At 60.2% G+C, this 13,608-nt stretch carries 16 protein-coding genes; 14 read left to right on the top strand and 2 right to left on the bottom strand.

Translation table 11 applies throughout. From position 1 onward, the window contains the following. The first annotated feature begins 6 nt into the window (after nucleotides 1–6). Together ACMGT0_RS08645 and ACMGT0_RS08650 are read left to right on the top strand one after the other, a co-directional pair. Nucleotides 7–492 (top strand): YajQ family cyclic di-GMP-binding protein, encoded by a 486-nt coding sequence (locus tag ACMGT0_RS08645; protein ID WP_054056511.1) that lies wholly within the window; start codon nucleotides 7–9, stop codon nucleotides 490–492. A gap of 123 nt (nucleotides 493–615) precedes the next feature. Then, nucleotides 616–1,458, top strand: coding sequence for a mechanosensitive ion channel family protein (locus ACMGT0_RS08650; protein ID WP_054056510.1), 843 nt, complete (start codon nucleotides 616–618; stop codon nucleotides 1,456–1,458). A gap of 273 nt (nucleotides 1,459–1,731) precedes the next feature. Here the strand turns inward: ACMGT0_RS08650 and ACMGT0_RS08655 are convergent, their stop codons facing one another. Beyond that, nucleotides 1,732–3,075, bottom strand: a complete 1,344-nt coding sequence (locus tag ACMGT0_RS08655) for an OprD family porin (RefSeq protein ID WP_416772226.1) — start codon at nucleotides 3,073–3,075, stop codon at nucleotides 1,732–1,734. 949 nt (nucleotides 3,076–4,024) lie between these two features. Here ACMGT0_RS08655 and ACMGT0_RS08660 point away from each other — a divergent pair. Together ACMGT0_RS08660 and ACMGT0_RS08665 are read left to right on the top strand one after the other, a co-directional pair. Continuing rightward, the gene (locus tag ACMGT0_RS08660) at nucleotides 4,025–4,456 is read left to right on the top strand and encodes an HIT domain-containing protein (protein WP_054056508.1); all 432 of its coding nucleotides are present in this window, start codon (nucleotides 4,025–4,027) and stop codon (nucleotides 4,454–4,456) included. Next, nucleotides 4,453–4,659: a SlyX family protein gene (locus tag ACMGT0_RS08665; RefSeq protein ID WP_054056507.1), complete on the top strand. Its 207-nt coding sequence runs from the start codon at nucleotides 4,453–4,455 to the stop codon at nucleotides 4,657–4,659. The genes ACMGT0_RS08660 and ACMGT0_RS08665 overlap by 4 nt, the downstream gene beginning before the upstream one ends. An 83-nt stretch (nucleotides 4,660–4,742) precedes the next feature. Here the strand turns inward: ACMGT0_RS08665 and ACMGT0_RS08670 are convergent, their stop codons facing one another. After that, nucleotides 4,743–5,348, bottom strand: a complete 606-nt coding sequence (locus ACMGT0_RS08670; protein WP_054056506.1) for a cold-shock protein — start codon at nucleotides 5,346–5,348, stop codon at nucleotides 4,743–4,745. Between the two features lie 296 nt (nucleotides 5,349–5,644). Here ACMGT0_RS08670 and ACMGT0_RS08675 point away from each other — a divergent pair, with 296 nt between their 5' ends. From ACMGT0_RS08675 to tolQ, 10 genes are all read left to right on the top strand, one after another. Continuing rightward, on the top strand, nucleotides 5,645–6,115 hold the full coding sequence (locus ACMGT0_RS08675) for a Dps family protein (RefSeq protein WP_054056505.1): 471 nt from the start codon (nucleotides 5,645–5,647) through the stop codon (nucleotides 6,113–6,115). A gap of 240 nt (nucleotides 6,116–6,355) precedes the next feature. Further along, nucleotides 6,356–6,691: a ribbon-helix-helix domain-containing protein gene (locus ACMGT0_RS08680; protein WP_054056504.1), complete on the top strand. Its 336-nt coding sequence runs from the start codon at nucleotides 6,356–6,358 to the stop codon at nucleotides 6,689–6,691. Between the two features lie 181 nt (nucleotides 6,692–6,872). After that, a complete protein-coding gene (locus tag ACMGT0_RS08685) occupies nucleotides 6,873–7,094 on the top strand; it encodes an FmdB family zinc ribbon protein (protein WP_026145498.1) in 222 nt (73 codons plus the stop codon). Nucleotides 7,095–7,188: 94 nt separating this feature from the next. Beyond that, nucleotides 7,189–8,964, top strand: coding sequence for an aspartate--tRNA ligase (gene aspS, locus ACMGT0_RS08690; RefSeq protein ID WP_054056503.1), 1,776 nt, complete (start codon nucleotides 7,189–7,191; stop codon nucleotides 8,962–8,964). A 134-nt stretch (nucleotides 8,965–9,098) separates the two neighbouring features. Next, nucleotides 9,099–9,845: a YebC/PmpR family DNA-binding transcriptional regulator gene (locus tag ACMGT0_RS08695; RefSeq protein ID WP_054056502.1), complete on the top strand. Its 747-nt coding sequence runs from the start codon at nucleotides 9,099–9,101 to the stop codon at nucleotides 9,843–9,845. A 150-nt stretch (nucleotides 9,846–9,995) separates the two neighbouring features. Then, nucleotides 9,996–10,520 carry a crossover junction endodeoxyribonuclease RuvC gene (ruvC, locus tag ACMGT0_RS08700; RefSeq protein ID WP_054056501.1) on the top strand — a complete coding sequence of 175 codons (525 nt, stop codon included), beginning with the start codon at nucleotides 9,996–9,998 and terminating at the stop codon, nucleotides 10,518–10,520. 114 nt (nucleotides 10,521–10,634) lie between these two features. Beyond that, the gene (ruvA, locus tag ACMGT0_RS08705) at nucleotides 10,635–11,249 is read left to right on the top strand and encodes a Holliday junction branch migration protein RuvA (RefSeq protein WP_054056500.1); all 615 of its coding nucleotides are present in this window, start codon (nucleotides 10,635–10,637) and stop codon (nucleotides 11,247–11,249) included. Next, nucleotides 11,250–12,308: a Holliday junction branch migration DNA helicase RuvB gene (gene ruvB / locus ACMGT0_RS08710; RefSeq protein WP_054056499.1), complete on the top strand. Its 1,059-nt coding sequence runs from the start codon at nucleotides 11,250–11,252 to the stop codon at nucleotides 12,306–12,308. Between the two features lie 138 nt (nucleotides 12,309–12,446). Beyond that, nucleotides 12,447–12,914, top strand: a complete 468-nt coding sequence (ybgC, locus tag ACMGT0_RS08715) for a tol-pal system-associated acyl-CoA thioesterase (protein ID WP_054056498.1) — start codon at nucleotides 12,447–12,449, stop codon at nucleotides 12,912–12,914. Next, nucleotides 12,904–13,599 (top strand): protein TolQ, encoded by a 696-nt coding sequence (gene tolQ / locus ACMGT0_RS08720; protein WP_054056497.1) that lies wholly within the window; start codon nucleotides 12,904–12,906, stop codon nucleotides 13,597–13,599. Before ybgC ends, tolQ begins: the two co-directional genes overlap by 11 nt. The last annotated feature ends 9 nt before the right edge of the window (nucleotides 13,600–13,608 follow it).

A 13,608-nucleotide genomic window follows, 5' to 3' on the forward strand; every position in this document is an offset into this window, starting at 1 on the left:
AATCGCATGCCGTCGTTCGACGTGGTATCCGAACTGGACAAACACGAAGTCACCAACGCCGTCGAGAACGCCGTCAAGGAGCTGGACCGCCGTTATGACCTCAAGGGCAAGGGCTCCTTCGAGTTCAAGGACAAGGAACAGACCGTCAGCATGACGGCCGAGGCCGAGTTCCAGCTGGAGGCGATGCTGGAGATCCTGCGCATGGCTCTGGTCAAGCGCAAGATCGATGTGAAATGCCTGGAGGTCAAGGATGCCTACGCTTCCGGCAAGGTGATGAAGCAGGAAGCGACCTTCAAGGAAGGCATCGACAAGGAGATGGCGAAGAAGATCGTCGCGCACATCAAGGATTCCAAGCTGAAGGTGCAGGCGGCCATCCAGGGTGAGCAGGTCCGCGTCACCGGCAAGAAGCGTGACGACCTGCAGGAAGCCATTGCCAACCTGCGGGCCAAGGAATTCGACCTGCCGCTGCAATTCAACAACTTCCGCGACTGATACGGTCCGCCAGGGAACCTCTGGAAGTTATCGGCGTCGGAGGGCCCAGGCGCGGCAGAAACGGTTGAGCCCGTGGGGTATCGGTCGTTTCACCGGGCAATCGCACGATAACAGGAGAGAACAATGGATCTGAACGCGGAAATGGATCATCTCATCAAGGCCTCCCAGGCCTGGATACCGATGATCATGGAGTACGGCAGCCGGGTGCTGCTGGCGATCGTCACCCTGGCCGTGGGCTGGTGGCTGATCAACAAGCTGACCGCCAAACTGGGCAAGCTGCTGGCCTTGCGCAATGCCGATCTGGCGTTGCAGGGCTTCATCAGCAGTCTCTCGAACATCGCCCTCAAGGTCATGCTCAGCATCAGTGTGGCGTCGATGATCGGCGTGGCGACCACGTCGTTCGTGGCCGCGATCGGTGCCGCGGGCCTGGCCATCGGCCTGGCGTTGCAGGGCAGCCTGGCGAACTTCGCCGGCGGCGTGCTGATCCTGATGTTCCGGCCGTTCCGCATCGGTGACACGATCACCGCGCAAGGCATTACCGGTACCGTCGACAACATCCAGATCTTCCACACCATCCTGCGCACCGGCGACAACCAGACGGTGATCATGCCCAACGGCAACCTGTCGAACGGCATCATCACCAACATCAACCGCCAGGCCACGCGCAAGGTGGTGTTCGATGTGGGCGTGGATTACGAGGCCGATCTGCAGAAGGCCCGCGAAGTGTTGCTGGAGCTGGCCAAGGACGAGCGCGTACTCGCCGACCCCGCGCCGGCGGCGGTGGTCTCGGCGTTGGGCGACAGTTCGATCACCGTTTCCCTGCGGGTGTGGACGAAGACCTCCGATTACTGGGACCTGATGTTCAAGTTCAATGAACATGCACGGGATCGCCTCAAGGAAGCCGGAATCGATATTCCGTTTCCACAGCGGGTCATTCGGGTGATGCAGGAAACGCCGGTTAAATAAGCTGGCCCATATCTGCGCGAGCAGTCCGGTATCAATGAAAGGGACCCCAAGAGGGTCCCTTTTTATTGTTAGCATTTTAATGAAGGCTTCGGGTGGTGTATTTCCAGCTGGCGCCGAGTGGTATGAGGGAAGACAAGTACCGGAAACAGCTGTGCATTCAATGAGTTGTTTTTGTTAGCTGGCTATTCAGTAGTTAGCGATGGTTTTCTTTTCCACAAGCAAATAAAAAGGCCCATCACAAGGATGGGCCTTTCTTCAAGCGAGTATCGCTGATTACTTCTTGGCGATAGCCATCAGGTCGAGTGGGTACTCGGTGATCAGGCGGAACTCGTTGATGTTGCCTTCAGCCTGGTCGGCGTTGCCACGATGCCAGGCTTGGCGAGCGCGGAAGGACAGATCCTTGAGCGGGCCATTCTGAACTACGTACTTGGCTTCCAGGTTGATTTCGTTGTGGTGACCGTCTTCGCCGTAGCCATAAGCACGGTATGGGCTGTCAGCGGCCATTTTGGTGCCGTCGATGCCTTCACCGTGGACGTAACGGGTCATGAAGCTCAGGCCAGGAACACCGTACTTGGCCATTTTCAGGTCGTAACGAGCCTGGACGGAGCGCTCTTCCGGACCGTTGAAGTCGGAGTACTGAATCGAGTTCGCCAGGAAGATCGAGTCGCCGCCGCGGTTGTTGTTACCCACACCGACGTAGTCGAATGGCGTATCGCCGTGGACTTTCTGGTAGGCCAGGGTAAAGGTGTGCGCCTCCAGGAAAGAGTACGCGGCTGCCAGCGAGTAGGTGGTGTTGTCGATCTTGCCTGCTTTGGCGGAACCGGTGTCGGTGGTGCGGTACAGGTTGAAGTCGAAGTTCAGGGACTGGTCGCTAGCCAACGGAAGGGTGTAGTTCGCGTTGGTGTAGTACTGGTTCCAGGTGTCCTTGAACTTGGCACCGTACAGGGAAACGGTCAGGTTCTCGTTGATCCCGTACTTGCCACCTACGTAGTCGGCTGCAGAAACCTCGGTACCGGCATACTGGGTCCACAGGCGACCGTCCATTGCGGTTTTATCCTGGCTGCTGGCTGCGTAGAAGTGGCCTGCTTCCAGGTCCAGATCCTTGATCTCGCTGCTCTGCAGTTGGAAGCCACGAGCGGTCTGTTGGAACAGACGGCTGCCGCCCACTGCGAATACTGGAGCGGTGCTAGGCTGCTGGTCACCGAATTTCAGTTCGGTTTTGGATACGCGAACAGCGACGGCTGCGCCGGCTTTGCCGAAGCTGCTGTTGTTGTCGCCATTGGCGGAACGGCTGATGTTGCCCGAACCCGACTCCGAGTCTTTACCGCTCAGCAGGTAGCCGGCGTCGCCGAAGCCTTCAACTTTCACACCGACAGTACCCTGGGTGTAACCAGAGCTGAATTTGCCCAGGAAGCCTTGGGTCCAGTCTTCCTGGTCGTTGGCACCGGCCTTGCGGTCACGGTTGAAGTAGTAGTTCTTCAGAACCACACCTGCCGAAGCGCCTTCAACGAAACCCTTGGCATCGGCCTGGTCGGTCACGAAAGGTTCAGCCATTGCCAATTGAGTGCCTGCTGCCGAAACGGCCAGGGCGATCATGCTCCACTTCATCACGCGCATCGTGATTTGCTCCTTTGGTTTTTAGGAAGAGTACTGCCGTCCCACCTGTATTTTTATCTGGGCGGCTCTTTCTTTTTGTGTCGGCGCAAACTTATATCACGCTGACAAACTTGGCGATACTTGCTCACCTATCCTTGCGGCTTCTTTACGAGCGTGTCGCAAAAAGCTCGCTCCATGTCGCAAATACACAGCCTTTTATTGGCTGTGCAACTTCAGCGCAGTTTTCGAACCCATGAGCATAGATAAGAAACACATATGTTCAAGCTCCGAACTGTCCCTGGTTGCACTGTACTGCTTTGTTACCGTGTCGCGGAGCTTCAGCGTCCGATCAGGCCCTCTGTGGCGACTGTGTCGTAACTCAATGCAACAAGCATGCACAAAGTGGATAAATCGCCAGAAAATATTTCCCTGACTGCCTGGTCACGCTGAAACCCTTATGAAACCTGGGGGCAGCACCGTGGTTCGTGGTGCTTGACGTATTACTTTCCGTTGTGCTGCTAATCCATTGATTACCTGTAAAAAGCCAAAAATGTTACCGGTTCACACCGCCTGCGGGGTAACCGGTGGGCAAAAGGTGCACCAAGAATAGTCGCTCTGTGTGCTTTTGGTGCAGAGCTGCCTGTAGGCTGTTGCCGATCGTACAGTCACCGCTTTCCTGTGAAAGGCTGTGCCAAGGATGGCATGGCGTATCAGGAAAGGTTTTCAGGAAAAGATGACGCTTTGATTATGCCGCAGCATTTTTTTGCTGCCGGCCGAGAACGGTGCAGACCGGTTCCGTAATGGTGCGTGATGGTCGGGGCCCGTTCGTGGGCCGAATCATTCGCCGCTATCGGCAGCCGTACGGTGAACTGGCGGGCGAACGCGGGTATCCTGAGCGTCTTGCCTGCGGGGCGGTCGTCGTCGGACTGCCGGCCCGGGCAGGCCAACCAGTCAAGCAGGAGTGTTTACGGTGTTCGTTCTCGATTCGCGTCTTCAACAAGACACCTTGCCGATGGGCGACTTTCCGTTGTGTCGCCTGCTGTTATCCAACGATTCGAACTACCCCTGGTTCATTCTGGTGCCGCGGCGTGCGGACATCAGCGAGGTGTTCGAGCTGGACGCAGCGGACCAGGCGCAGTTGTGGCATGAAACCGCCGCGCTGGCCCAGGCTCTCAAGCAGGCCTTCAAGGCGGACAAGATGAATGTCGCGGCCCTGGGCAACGTGGTCAGCCAGTTGCACATGCATGTCATCGTTCGTCATCGGGGCGATGCGGCCTGGCCTGCGCCAGTCTGGGGCAAGCACCCGGCCAGGCCTTATGCCGAAGCGGAGGTTGCCGCGATCCGCGAGCGGCTGGGTTCGGTACTGGCCGACGGCTTTTCCTCTGTGCAGGCGCAGTCATGAACCTGGAAGAGCGTGTTACCGAGTTGGAAACCCGTCTGGCGTTCCAGGATGACACCATCCAGGCGCTCAACGATGTGCTGGTGGGGCAGCAGCGGGAAGTGGAGCGTCTGCAATTGCAGATGGCCGCCCTGATCAAGCGTCATGAGGAAATGCTGGGGCAATTCGGCATTGCCGAGGATGAGGCGCCACCGCCCCATTACTGAAGCTGGCCAGACCGGGTTGGCAGGCATGAAAAAACCGCGAGCCGTCTGACGGCATCGCGGTTTTTTTTCGAGCGGGAAAAGACTCAGCGACGCGGCGATGCCGCCACCACGTCTTCGGCCTGCAGGCCCTTGTCCCGGTTCATCACCGAGAACTCCACGCGCTGGCCTTCGACCAGAACGCGGTGGCCTTCGCCCCGAATGGCGCGAAAGTGCACGAAAATATCATCGCCGGAGTCCCGCGAGATAAAGCCGAAGCCCTTGGAGGTGTTGAACCACTTCACGGTGCCGGTATCGCGGTTGCTCATGTCGTAGTTGTGCGAAGCGGTCGATGGCGAGGACTTCTTGTAGAAACTGACCGCCAGATGCAGCAGTACGGCAATCACCGCGGCTGCCAGGCTCAGCAGTACGGCAGGCTGGCCGGCGATCATCGGCAGGGGGGCGAGCAGTACCAGGATCTGCAGCACGACCGCGAGGATCAGCAGGGCGCTGACCAGGTTTTGCAGTTGATGACGAGGACCCTTGTTCCAGTAGGGAATCACTGGTGCGAGGATCAGGTTGAGCAAGCCGAAGAATGCCAGGTACAGCGCATCGGGTTGTTGCAGGTAGGGCAGGGCTTCGGATCGCAGGCTGGGTATAAAGGAAAGCAGCAGGGCGACGGCGCCCGTTAGCAGGTGGACGATTTTCAACATTTGATTGACTCACTCAAGATTGATAACACGGAAGAGCTGGCAGCCCACGGTTCGCTTCTGACAAAAAAAGGTGAGGCGTTGGGCACGTGTTCTACCAGCCTATGCGTCGTGCCAAGGTGCGGCATGACGACACGCTATCTATTTAACAGCAAAGCCCGGGCCTTCTCAAATCAACGGCTTGAGCGGTCCTGAAGGGCTCTGGGGCGCAGTTCCCCGGTGCTGCACGGGCCGGCGAGTCTTGCTAGAGTGGTCCTACACCTTCAAGGTGTGACTTCAATCACGTCAAGGGGATGCATATGGCTATTGATATCGGTATCAGCGAAGCAGACCGCAAGTCCATCGTCGAAGGGCTCTCCCGTCTGCTGTCGGATACCTATGTGCTCTATCTGAAGACCCACAACTTCCACTGGAACGTCAGCGGCCCGATGTTTCGGACCCTGCACTTGATGTTTGAAGAGCAATACAACGAGCTGGCGCTGGCCGTGGACCTGATTGCCGAGCGGATCCGGGCGCTCGGCTTCCCGGCTCCGGGTACCTATTCGACCTATGCCCGCCTGTCTTCGATCAAGGAGGAGGAAGGGGTGCCGAGCGCCGAGGAGATGATCCGGCAGCTGGTGCAGGGGCAGGAGGCGGTGACTCGTACCGCGCGTGGCATTTTCCCGTTGCTGGACAAGGTCAGCGATGAGCCGACCGCCGACCTGCTGACCCAGCGCATGCAGGTGCATGAGAAGACCGCCTGGATGCTGCGGGCCCTGCTGGAAGACTGATACGTGGCGCACGGGTGAGCCGCCGGCTCATTCGTGCGGGCCCCGCGAAACATGCCCATGGATCAGGGCGGCAGCCATTCTTGCCGTACGGCGCCGACGTTCCTCGTTTTCTGGTCGCTTCATCCTACGCAGGCCATGGTTCGGTCTGCTGGATAAGGAATTTTGCCTAATGTTTCATGTAGGTGAGATTTTCCAAGAGCGCCCTTATTCAAGGGCGTGCAGCGACGGAGTGCGAGGAAGATGGTGCAGTTGAATCAGTGTTTGGGGGACTCCGGTCTGTTTCGCAAGGCCAGGCCCGATCCCATGTTGCTGGAGTTTGATATCGGCTTGGCCAAGCCGGTTTCGCGGTCCGTTCGCCTGAACGGCTTTGCGACCTGCCTGCGCCTTGAAGAGGTGTACTGGAAAGTGCTGGCCGACATGGCCGGCATCAACAAGTGCACGGTCAATGCATTGCTGTCCAATGTCGATATGGAAGTGCATCTGCGTTATGGGGGGGTAAAGAATTTCAGTGGCCTGATACGCGTCGTCTGCATGGTGCACCTGCTGACGCTGGGCCGCTTGCAGCATTCGACCTGAAGGTGTCTCTCCCGTGCCGCCAGCCACCGGTCGTGATGGGGTAGGCGACTGGAGGGAGCGGGATGGCCGGTCATACGGCTGCAAAGCCTCGATTTAACAGATATAATCCCGCTCTTTGCTGCATGGCCCGACTCTGGGCTCGGGCAGCAGTGATGTCGTTATCTGATTGTCGAGACGCCCCATGCCCATGTACGACTACCAATGCGCTTCCTGCGGTCATCAGCTGGAAGCCATTCAGAAAATCAGCGCCCCTCCTCTGGTCGATTGCCCTGCCTGCCAGGCGCCAGAGCTGAAGAAGATGCTTTCTATGCCGGGCTTCCGCCTCAGCGGTACCGGTTGGTACGAGACCGATTTCAAGACCGGCGCCAAGAAAAACCTGGCCGGTGGCGACAAAGCCGACTGAAAATGAGCGACACGAGCGGGCTCTGACACGCCAGGGACACCGGGGTGTGCCAGACCTCCACCGAATTCGAATTACGAGAAGTGAAACCACGACCATGATGCGCAGCCATTATTGCGGCCAACTGAACGAGAGCCTGGAAGGCCAGGAAGTCACCCTTTGCGGATGGGTCCACCGTCGTCGCGACCATGGCGGGGTGATTTTCCTCGATATCCGTGACCGCGAGGGCCTGGCCCAGGTGGTCTTCGACCCGGATCGCGCCCAGACCTTTGCCACCGCTGACCGTGTGCGCAGCGAGTACGTGGTGAAGATCACCGGCAAGGTGCGCCTGCGTCCGGCCGGTGCCGGCAACGCCAACATGGCGTCGGGCATGATCGAAGTGCTGGGCTACGAGCTGGAAGTGCTGAACGAAGCGGAAACCCCGCCGTTCCCGCTCAACGAATACTCCGACGTCGGCGAGGAAACCCGCCTGCGCTATCGCTTCATCGACCTGCGTCGTCCGGAAATGGCCGAGAAGCTGCGCCTGCGTTCGCGCATGACCACCAGCATCCGTCGCTACCTGGACGAGAACGGCTTCCTCGACGTCGAGACGCCGATCCTGACCCGTGCGACCCCGGAAGGCGCCCGCGACTACCTGGTACCGAGCCGTACCCACGCCGGCAGCTTCTTCGCCCTGCCGCAATCGCCACAGCTGTTCAAGCAACTGCTGATGGTGGCCGGCTTCGACCGCTACTACCAGATCGCCAAGTGCTTCCGCGACGAAGACCTGCGCGCCGACCGCCAGCCGGAATTCACCCAGATCGACATCGAGACCAGCTTCCTCGATGAAAAGGACATCATGGGCCTGACCGAAGGCATGATCCGCAACCTGTTCAAGGAAGTGCTGGGTCTGGAATTCGGTGAATTCCCGCACATGACCTGGGACGAGGCCATGCGCCGCTACGGTTCCGACAAGCCGGACCTGCGTATCCCGCTGGAGCTGGTGGACGTTGCCGACCAGCTCAAGGACGTCGAATTCAAGGTCTTCAGCGGCCCGGCCAACGATCCGAAGTGCCGTATCGCCGCACTGCGCGTGCCTGGCGGCGCGAGCATGCCGCGCAGCAAGATCGACGACTACACCAAGTTCGTCGGCATCTACGGTGCCAAGGGTCTGGCGTACATCAAGGTCAACGAGCGCGCCAAGGGTGTGGAAGGCCTGCAGTCGCCGATCGTCAAGAACATCCCCGAGGCCAACCTCAACGTCATCCTCGATCGCGTGGGTGCGGTCGATGGCGACATCGTGTTCTTCGGCGCCGACAAGACCAAGATCGTCTGCGAGGCCCTGGGCGCGCTGCGGATCAAGGTCGGTCACGACCTGGAGCTGCTCACCAGCGAGTGGGCACCGATGTGGGTCGTCGACTTCCCGATGTTCGAAGAGAACGACGACGGCAGCTTCACCGCACTGCACCACCCGTTCACCGCGCCGAAGTGCACCCCTGAAGAGCTGGAGGCCAACCCGGCCGGCGCCCTGTCGCGTGCCTACGACATGGTCCTGAACGGCACCGAGCTGGGTGGCGGTTCGATCCGTATCCACCGCAAGGAAATGCAACAGGCGGTGTTCCGTCTGCTGGGCATCAACGAAGCGGAACAGGAAGAGAAGTTCGGCTTCCTGCTCGACGCCCTGAAGTACGGTGCTCCACCCCATGGTGGCCTGGCCTTCGGTCTGGACCGCCTGGTGATGCTGATGACCGGCGCCCAGTCGATCCGTGAAGTGATCGCCTTCCCGAAAACCCAGAGCGCGGCCTGTGTCATGACCCAGGCTCCAGGTCTGGTGGACGCCAAGGCCCTGCGCGAATTGCACATTCGCCTGCGCGAAACACCCAAGGCCGAGTAATCCGGCTCTTGTGGGCGCATCCTAGGATGCGCCCTTTCTTTTATACGGTTCGAAATTTCTGTTTGTCGGTCGGCGCCCATGGCGCGACGGGCAATGTTTCACGGCAATATTTCAAAAGAGCATCGGAGCGAGTTATGGCGGGTCATTCCAAGTGGGCGAACATCAAGCACCGCAAAGAACGTCAGGATGCCAAGAAGGGCAAGATCTTCACCAAGTGGATTCGTGAGCTGACGGTCGCTGCCCGCCAGGGCGGCGCTGATCCGGGTTCCAACCCGCGCTTGCGCCTGGCGCTGGACAAGGCCCTGGGCGCCAACATGAGCCGCGACATCATCGATCGCGCGGTCGCCCGGGGTGCCGGCAACGCCGACACCGACGACATGGTCGAGCTGAGCTACGAAGGCTACGGCCCGGGCGGGGTGGCGGTGATGGTCGAATGCATGACCGACAACCGCAACCGTACCGCCGCCGCCGTGCGTCATGCGTTCAGCAAGTGTGGCGGCAACCTCGGTACCGACGGTTCGGTGGCCTACCTGTTCGAACGCAAGGGGCAGATCTCCTTTGCGCCGGGTATCGATGAGGACTCGCTCATGGAAGCCGCCATGGAGGCCGATGCCGACGACGTGGTAACCAACGAGGACGGCTCAATCGACGTGTTTACCTCGTTCTCCGGTTTCTATGCCGTGCGCAACGCCCTGGAAGCGGCCGGCTTCAAGGCGGGTGACGCGGAAATCGTCATGTTGCCGACCACCAGCGCCGAACTCGATCTCGAAGGGGCGGAAAAGGTCCTGAAGCTGATCGACATGCTCGAAGACCTGGACGATGTGCAAAACGTCTATTCCAACGCCGACATTCCCCAGGCGGTGCTGGAACAGCTCGGCTGACCGCTGCAATGCCCCTGTTCCCCAGGGGCCTGATCCGCTGTCCGGGAGGAGCGGGGCGCTATCCTCCCGGCAGTCCTCTATCGACCTGCATGCATATACAGTAGATACTGCGCGTCATTGGCAGGCTTTCTCGATCGAACCGCAGGCGTTATGACTCTTATTCTTGGTATCGACCCAGGTTCGCGGATCACCGGTTACGGTGTGGTGCGCGATACCGGGCGTGGTTGTGTCTATGTGGCGTCGGGCTGCATCCGTACCGGCAGCGGTGAGCTGCATGAGCGCTTGCAGGTGGTCTACCGCAGCGTGCGCGAGGTGATCCAGACCTACGGCCCGGTGACCATGGGCATCGAAAAGGTGTTCATGGCGAAAAACGCCGACTCGGCACTCAAGCTCGGCCAGGCCCGTGGCGCGGCGATCGTTGCCGGTGCCGAGGAAAACCTGGAAATCGCCGAATACACCGCGACCCAGGTCAAGCAGGCGGTTGCCGGGACGGGTGGGGCCAACAAGGAGCAGGTGATGCTGATGGTGATGCATCTGCTCAAGCTGACCAGCAAGCCGCAGGTCGACGCCTCCGACGCCCTGGCGATCGCCCTGTGTCATGCCCACACCCGTTCGAGCCTGTTGCCCCACGGATTGGGGGCGGCAAGGACCCGTGGCGGTCGCCTGCGTCTCTGATAGCATCATCAGCTTAAACAATTTTGCTTGTCGATAGAGCTTCCTGCCGGATGATGGCGAATCTATCGTTCTGTTCATCAGTCACCGGCCCGGCCGGCAATAAGGACCTGATACGTGATTGGACGTTTGCGCGGCACCCTGGCTGAAAAACAGCCGCCGCACCTTATCCTCGATGTGAATGGCCTGGGCTATGAAGTGGAAGTCCCGATGACCACGCTCTACCGCCTGCCGTCGGTCGGCGAAACGCTGACGCTGCACACGCATTTGGTCGTGCGCGAGGATGCCCAGTTACTCTATGGTTTCGTCGGCAAGCGCGAGCGCGACTTCTTTCGCGAGCTGATCCGCCTCAATGGGGTTGGGCCCAAGCTCGCGCTGGCGCTGATGTCCAGCCTGGAGGTCGATGAGCTGGTGCGTTGCGTATCGGCCCAGGATGCCTCGGCGCTGGTCAAGGTGCCGGGTGTCGGCAAGAAGACCGCCGAGCGTCTGCTGGTCGAACTCAAGGACCGGTTCAAGGCCTGGGAAACCGTGCCGAGCATCTTCGCCCTGGTACCGAACCAGCCGGACGGGGCGCCAGCGGCGCCGGTCGCCAGCGCCGAGACCGATGCGGTCAGTGCGCTGATCTCCCTGGGCTACAAGCCACAGGAAGCGAGCAAGGCGGTTTCCGCCATCAAGGAAAAAGGCTTGAGCAGCGAAGAGATGATTCGTCGCGCCCTGAGGGGAATGATTTAAGTGATTGAAGCCGATCGTTTGATAACCGCTTCCGGCGGCCGTGACCGCGAGGAGGTCCAGGACCGGGCGATTCGCCCGCTGAGCCTGGCCGAGTACATTGGCCAGCCCACGGTCAGGGAGCAGATGGAGCTGTTCATCCAGGCCGCCCGGGCGCGTGGCGAGTCCCTGGACCATACGCTGATCTTCGGCCCGCCAGGGTTGGGCAAGACCACCCTGGCCAACATCATCGCCCAGGAAATGGGCGTGTCGATCAAGAGCACTTCCGGCCCGGTGCTGGAGCGGGCAGGCGACCTGGCGGCGCTGCTGACCAATCTCGAGCCCCATGACGTGCTGTTCATCGACGAAATCCACCGGCTTTCACCGGTCGTCGAAGAGGTGCTGTACCCGGCGATGGAGGACTTCCAGCTCGACATCATGATCGGCGAAGGCCCGGCGGCGCGCTCGATCAAGCTGGACCTGCCGCCGTTCACCCTGGTCGGGGCGACCACCCGTGCGGGCATGCTGACCAACCCGTTGCGTGACCGTTTCGGTATCGTCCAGCGTCTTGAGTTCTATAACACGGCGGACCTGGCGACGATCGTCAGTCGTTCGGCGGGCATTCTCGGCCTGCCGCTGGATGCCGAAGGCGCCTTCGAGGTCGCCCGGCGTGCGCGCGGCACGCCGCGGATCGCCAACCGCCTGTTGCGGCGTGTTCGCGATTTCGCCGAGGTGCGGGCCAAGGGGCATATCACCAAGGGCGTGGCGGACCTGGCACTGAACCTGCTGGATGTCGACGAACACGGTTTCGACCATCAGGACCGGCGCCTGCTGCTGACCATGATCGAGAAGTTCGACGGCGGCCCGGTAGGGGTCGACAGCCTGGCGGCGGCGATTGGTGAAGAGCGTCATACCATCGAGGACGTGCTGGAGCCGTACCTGATCCAGCAGGGCTACATCATGCGCACGCCACGCGGGCGGGTGGTGACCCGTCACGCGTATCTGCATTTCGGTTTGAACGTGCCGTCGCGGCTGGGCGAAACGCCTGTTGCAGACGAGTTTCTCGATGCGTTGGATGGCTGAGCGGGCGACCGGAACTGATTTATTCGTGGTTCGTGCTGTCCTACGGGCTGGCATCACGATTCTTCATGTAAAAAGTCGTATAAGTATGAAAAACAGTTGCCTGGCCGGATTGGCAACCTGAGGAGTAAGCACTAGAGTATGCGCGCGCAAAACGGGCTTCAGTCGTTCGCACATCGCTGTCGCGTTTATTACGAGGACACCGATGCCGGCGGCATCGTCTATTACGTCAATTACCTAAAGTTCATGGAGCGGGCTCGAACCGAGCGGCTACGGGAGCTGGGCTTCGCCCAGTCCGAGCTGGTGGGGGAGAACCTGTTGTTCGTCGTGCATTCCAGCGAAGCACGCTACCACGTGCCGGCGCGACTGGACGACGAGCTGTTGGTCAGTGCGGATGTCATTGAACTGAACCGTGCGAGCCTGCGTTTCAAGCAGCAGGTTCGTCGTGCAACGGATTTAACGCTGCTCTGCGAAGGGCAGTTCCTGGTGGCCTGTGTGCGCGCCGACAGTTTGAAACCCCGGGCCATTCCAGAAGCCTTGCGGTCGGCCTTTGCCGACACAAGCGGCGCGGGTACTCACTTAGAGCAGGAGATAAAGCGTGGAAGCTAACGTCGTCGACCATTCCTCCATGTGGAGTTTGGTCAGCAATGCCAGCATCGTGGTGCAATTGGTCATGCTGATCCTGGTGGCTGCCTCAGTCACCTCGTGGATCATGATTTTCCAGCGCAGCAATCTGCTGCGCGCCGGTCGTCGTGCCCTGGAGAGCTTCGAAGAGCGCTTCTGGTCGGGGATCGACCTGTCCAAGCTGTACCGTCAGGCTGGCAGCAATCCGGATCCGGATTCGGGCGTCGAGCAGATCTTCCGCGCCGGCTTCAAGGAATTCTCCCGTCTGCGCCAGCAGCCTGGCGTCGAGCCGGAAGCGGTGATGGAAGGCGTGGCCCGTGCCATGCGCGTGGCCATCTCCCGTGAAGAGGAAAAGCTCGAGCAGAGCCTGCCGTTCCTCGCCACCGTCGGTTCGGTCAGCCCGTATGTCGGTCTGTTCGGTACCGTGTGGGGGATCATGAACTCCTTCCGCGGCCTGGCCACTGTCCAGCAGGCGACCCTCGCCACCGTGGCTCCCGGTATTGCCGAAGCCCTGGTGGCCACCGCGATCGGCCTGTTCGCCGCGATTCCGGCTGTCGTGGCCTACAACCGTTTCGCGGCCCGGGGTGAAACCCTGATCGGTCGCTACTACACCTTCGCCGACGAGTTCCAGGCGATCCTGCACCGTAAAGTGCACACCAGCGAAGAGTAGGCAGGTAGA

This window comes from Pseudomonas sp. RHF3.3-3 (genome assembly GCF_048069595.1).
Taxonomy (GTDB): Bacteria; Pseudomonadota; Gammaproteobacteria; order Pseudomonadales; family Pseudomonadaceae; genus Aquipseudomonas; species Aquipseudomonas fuscovaginae_B.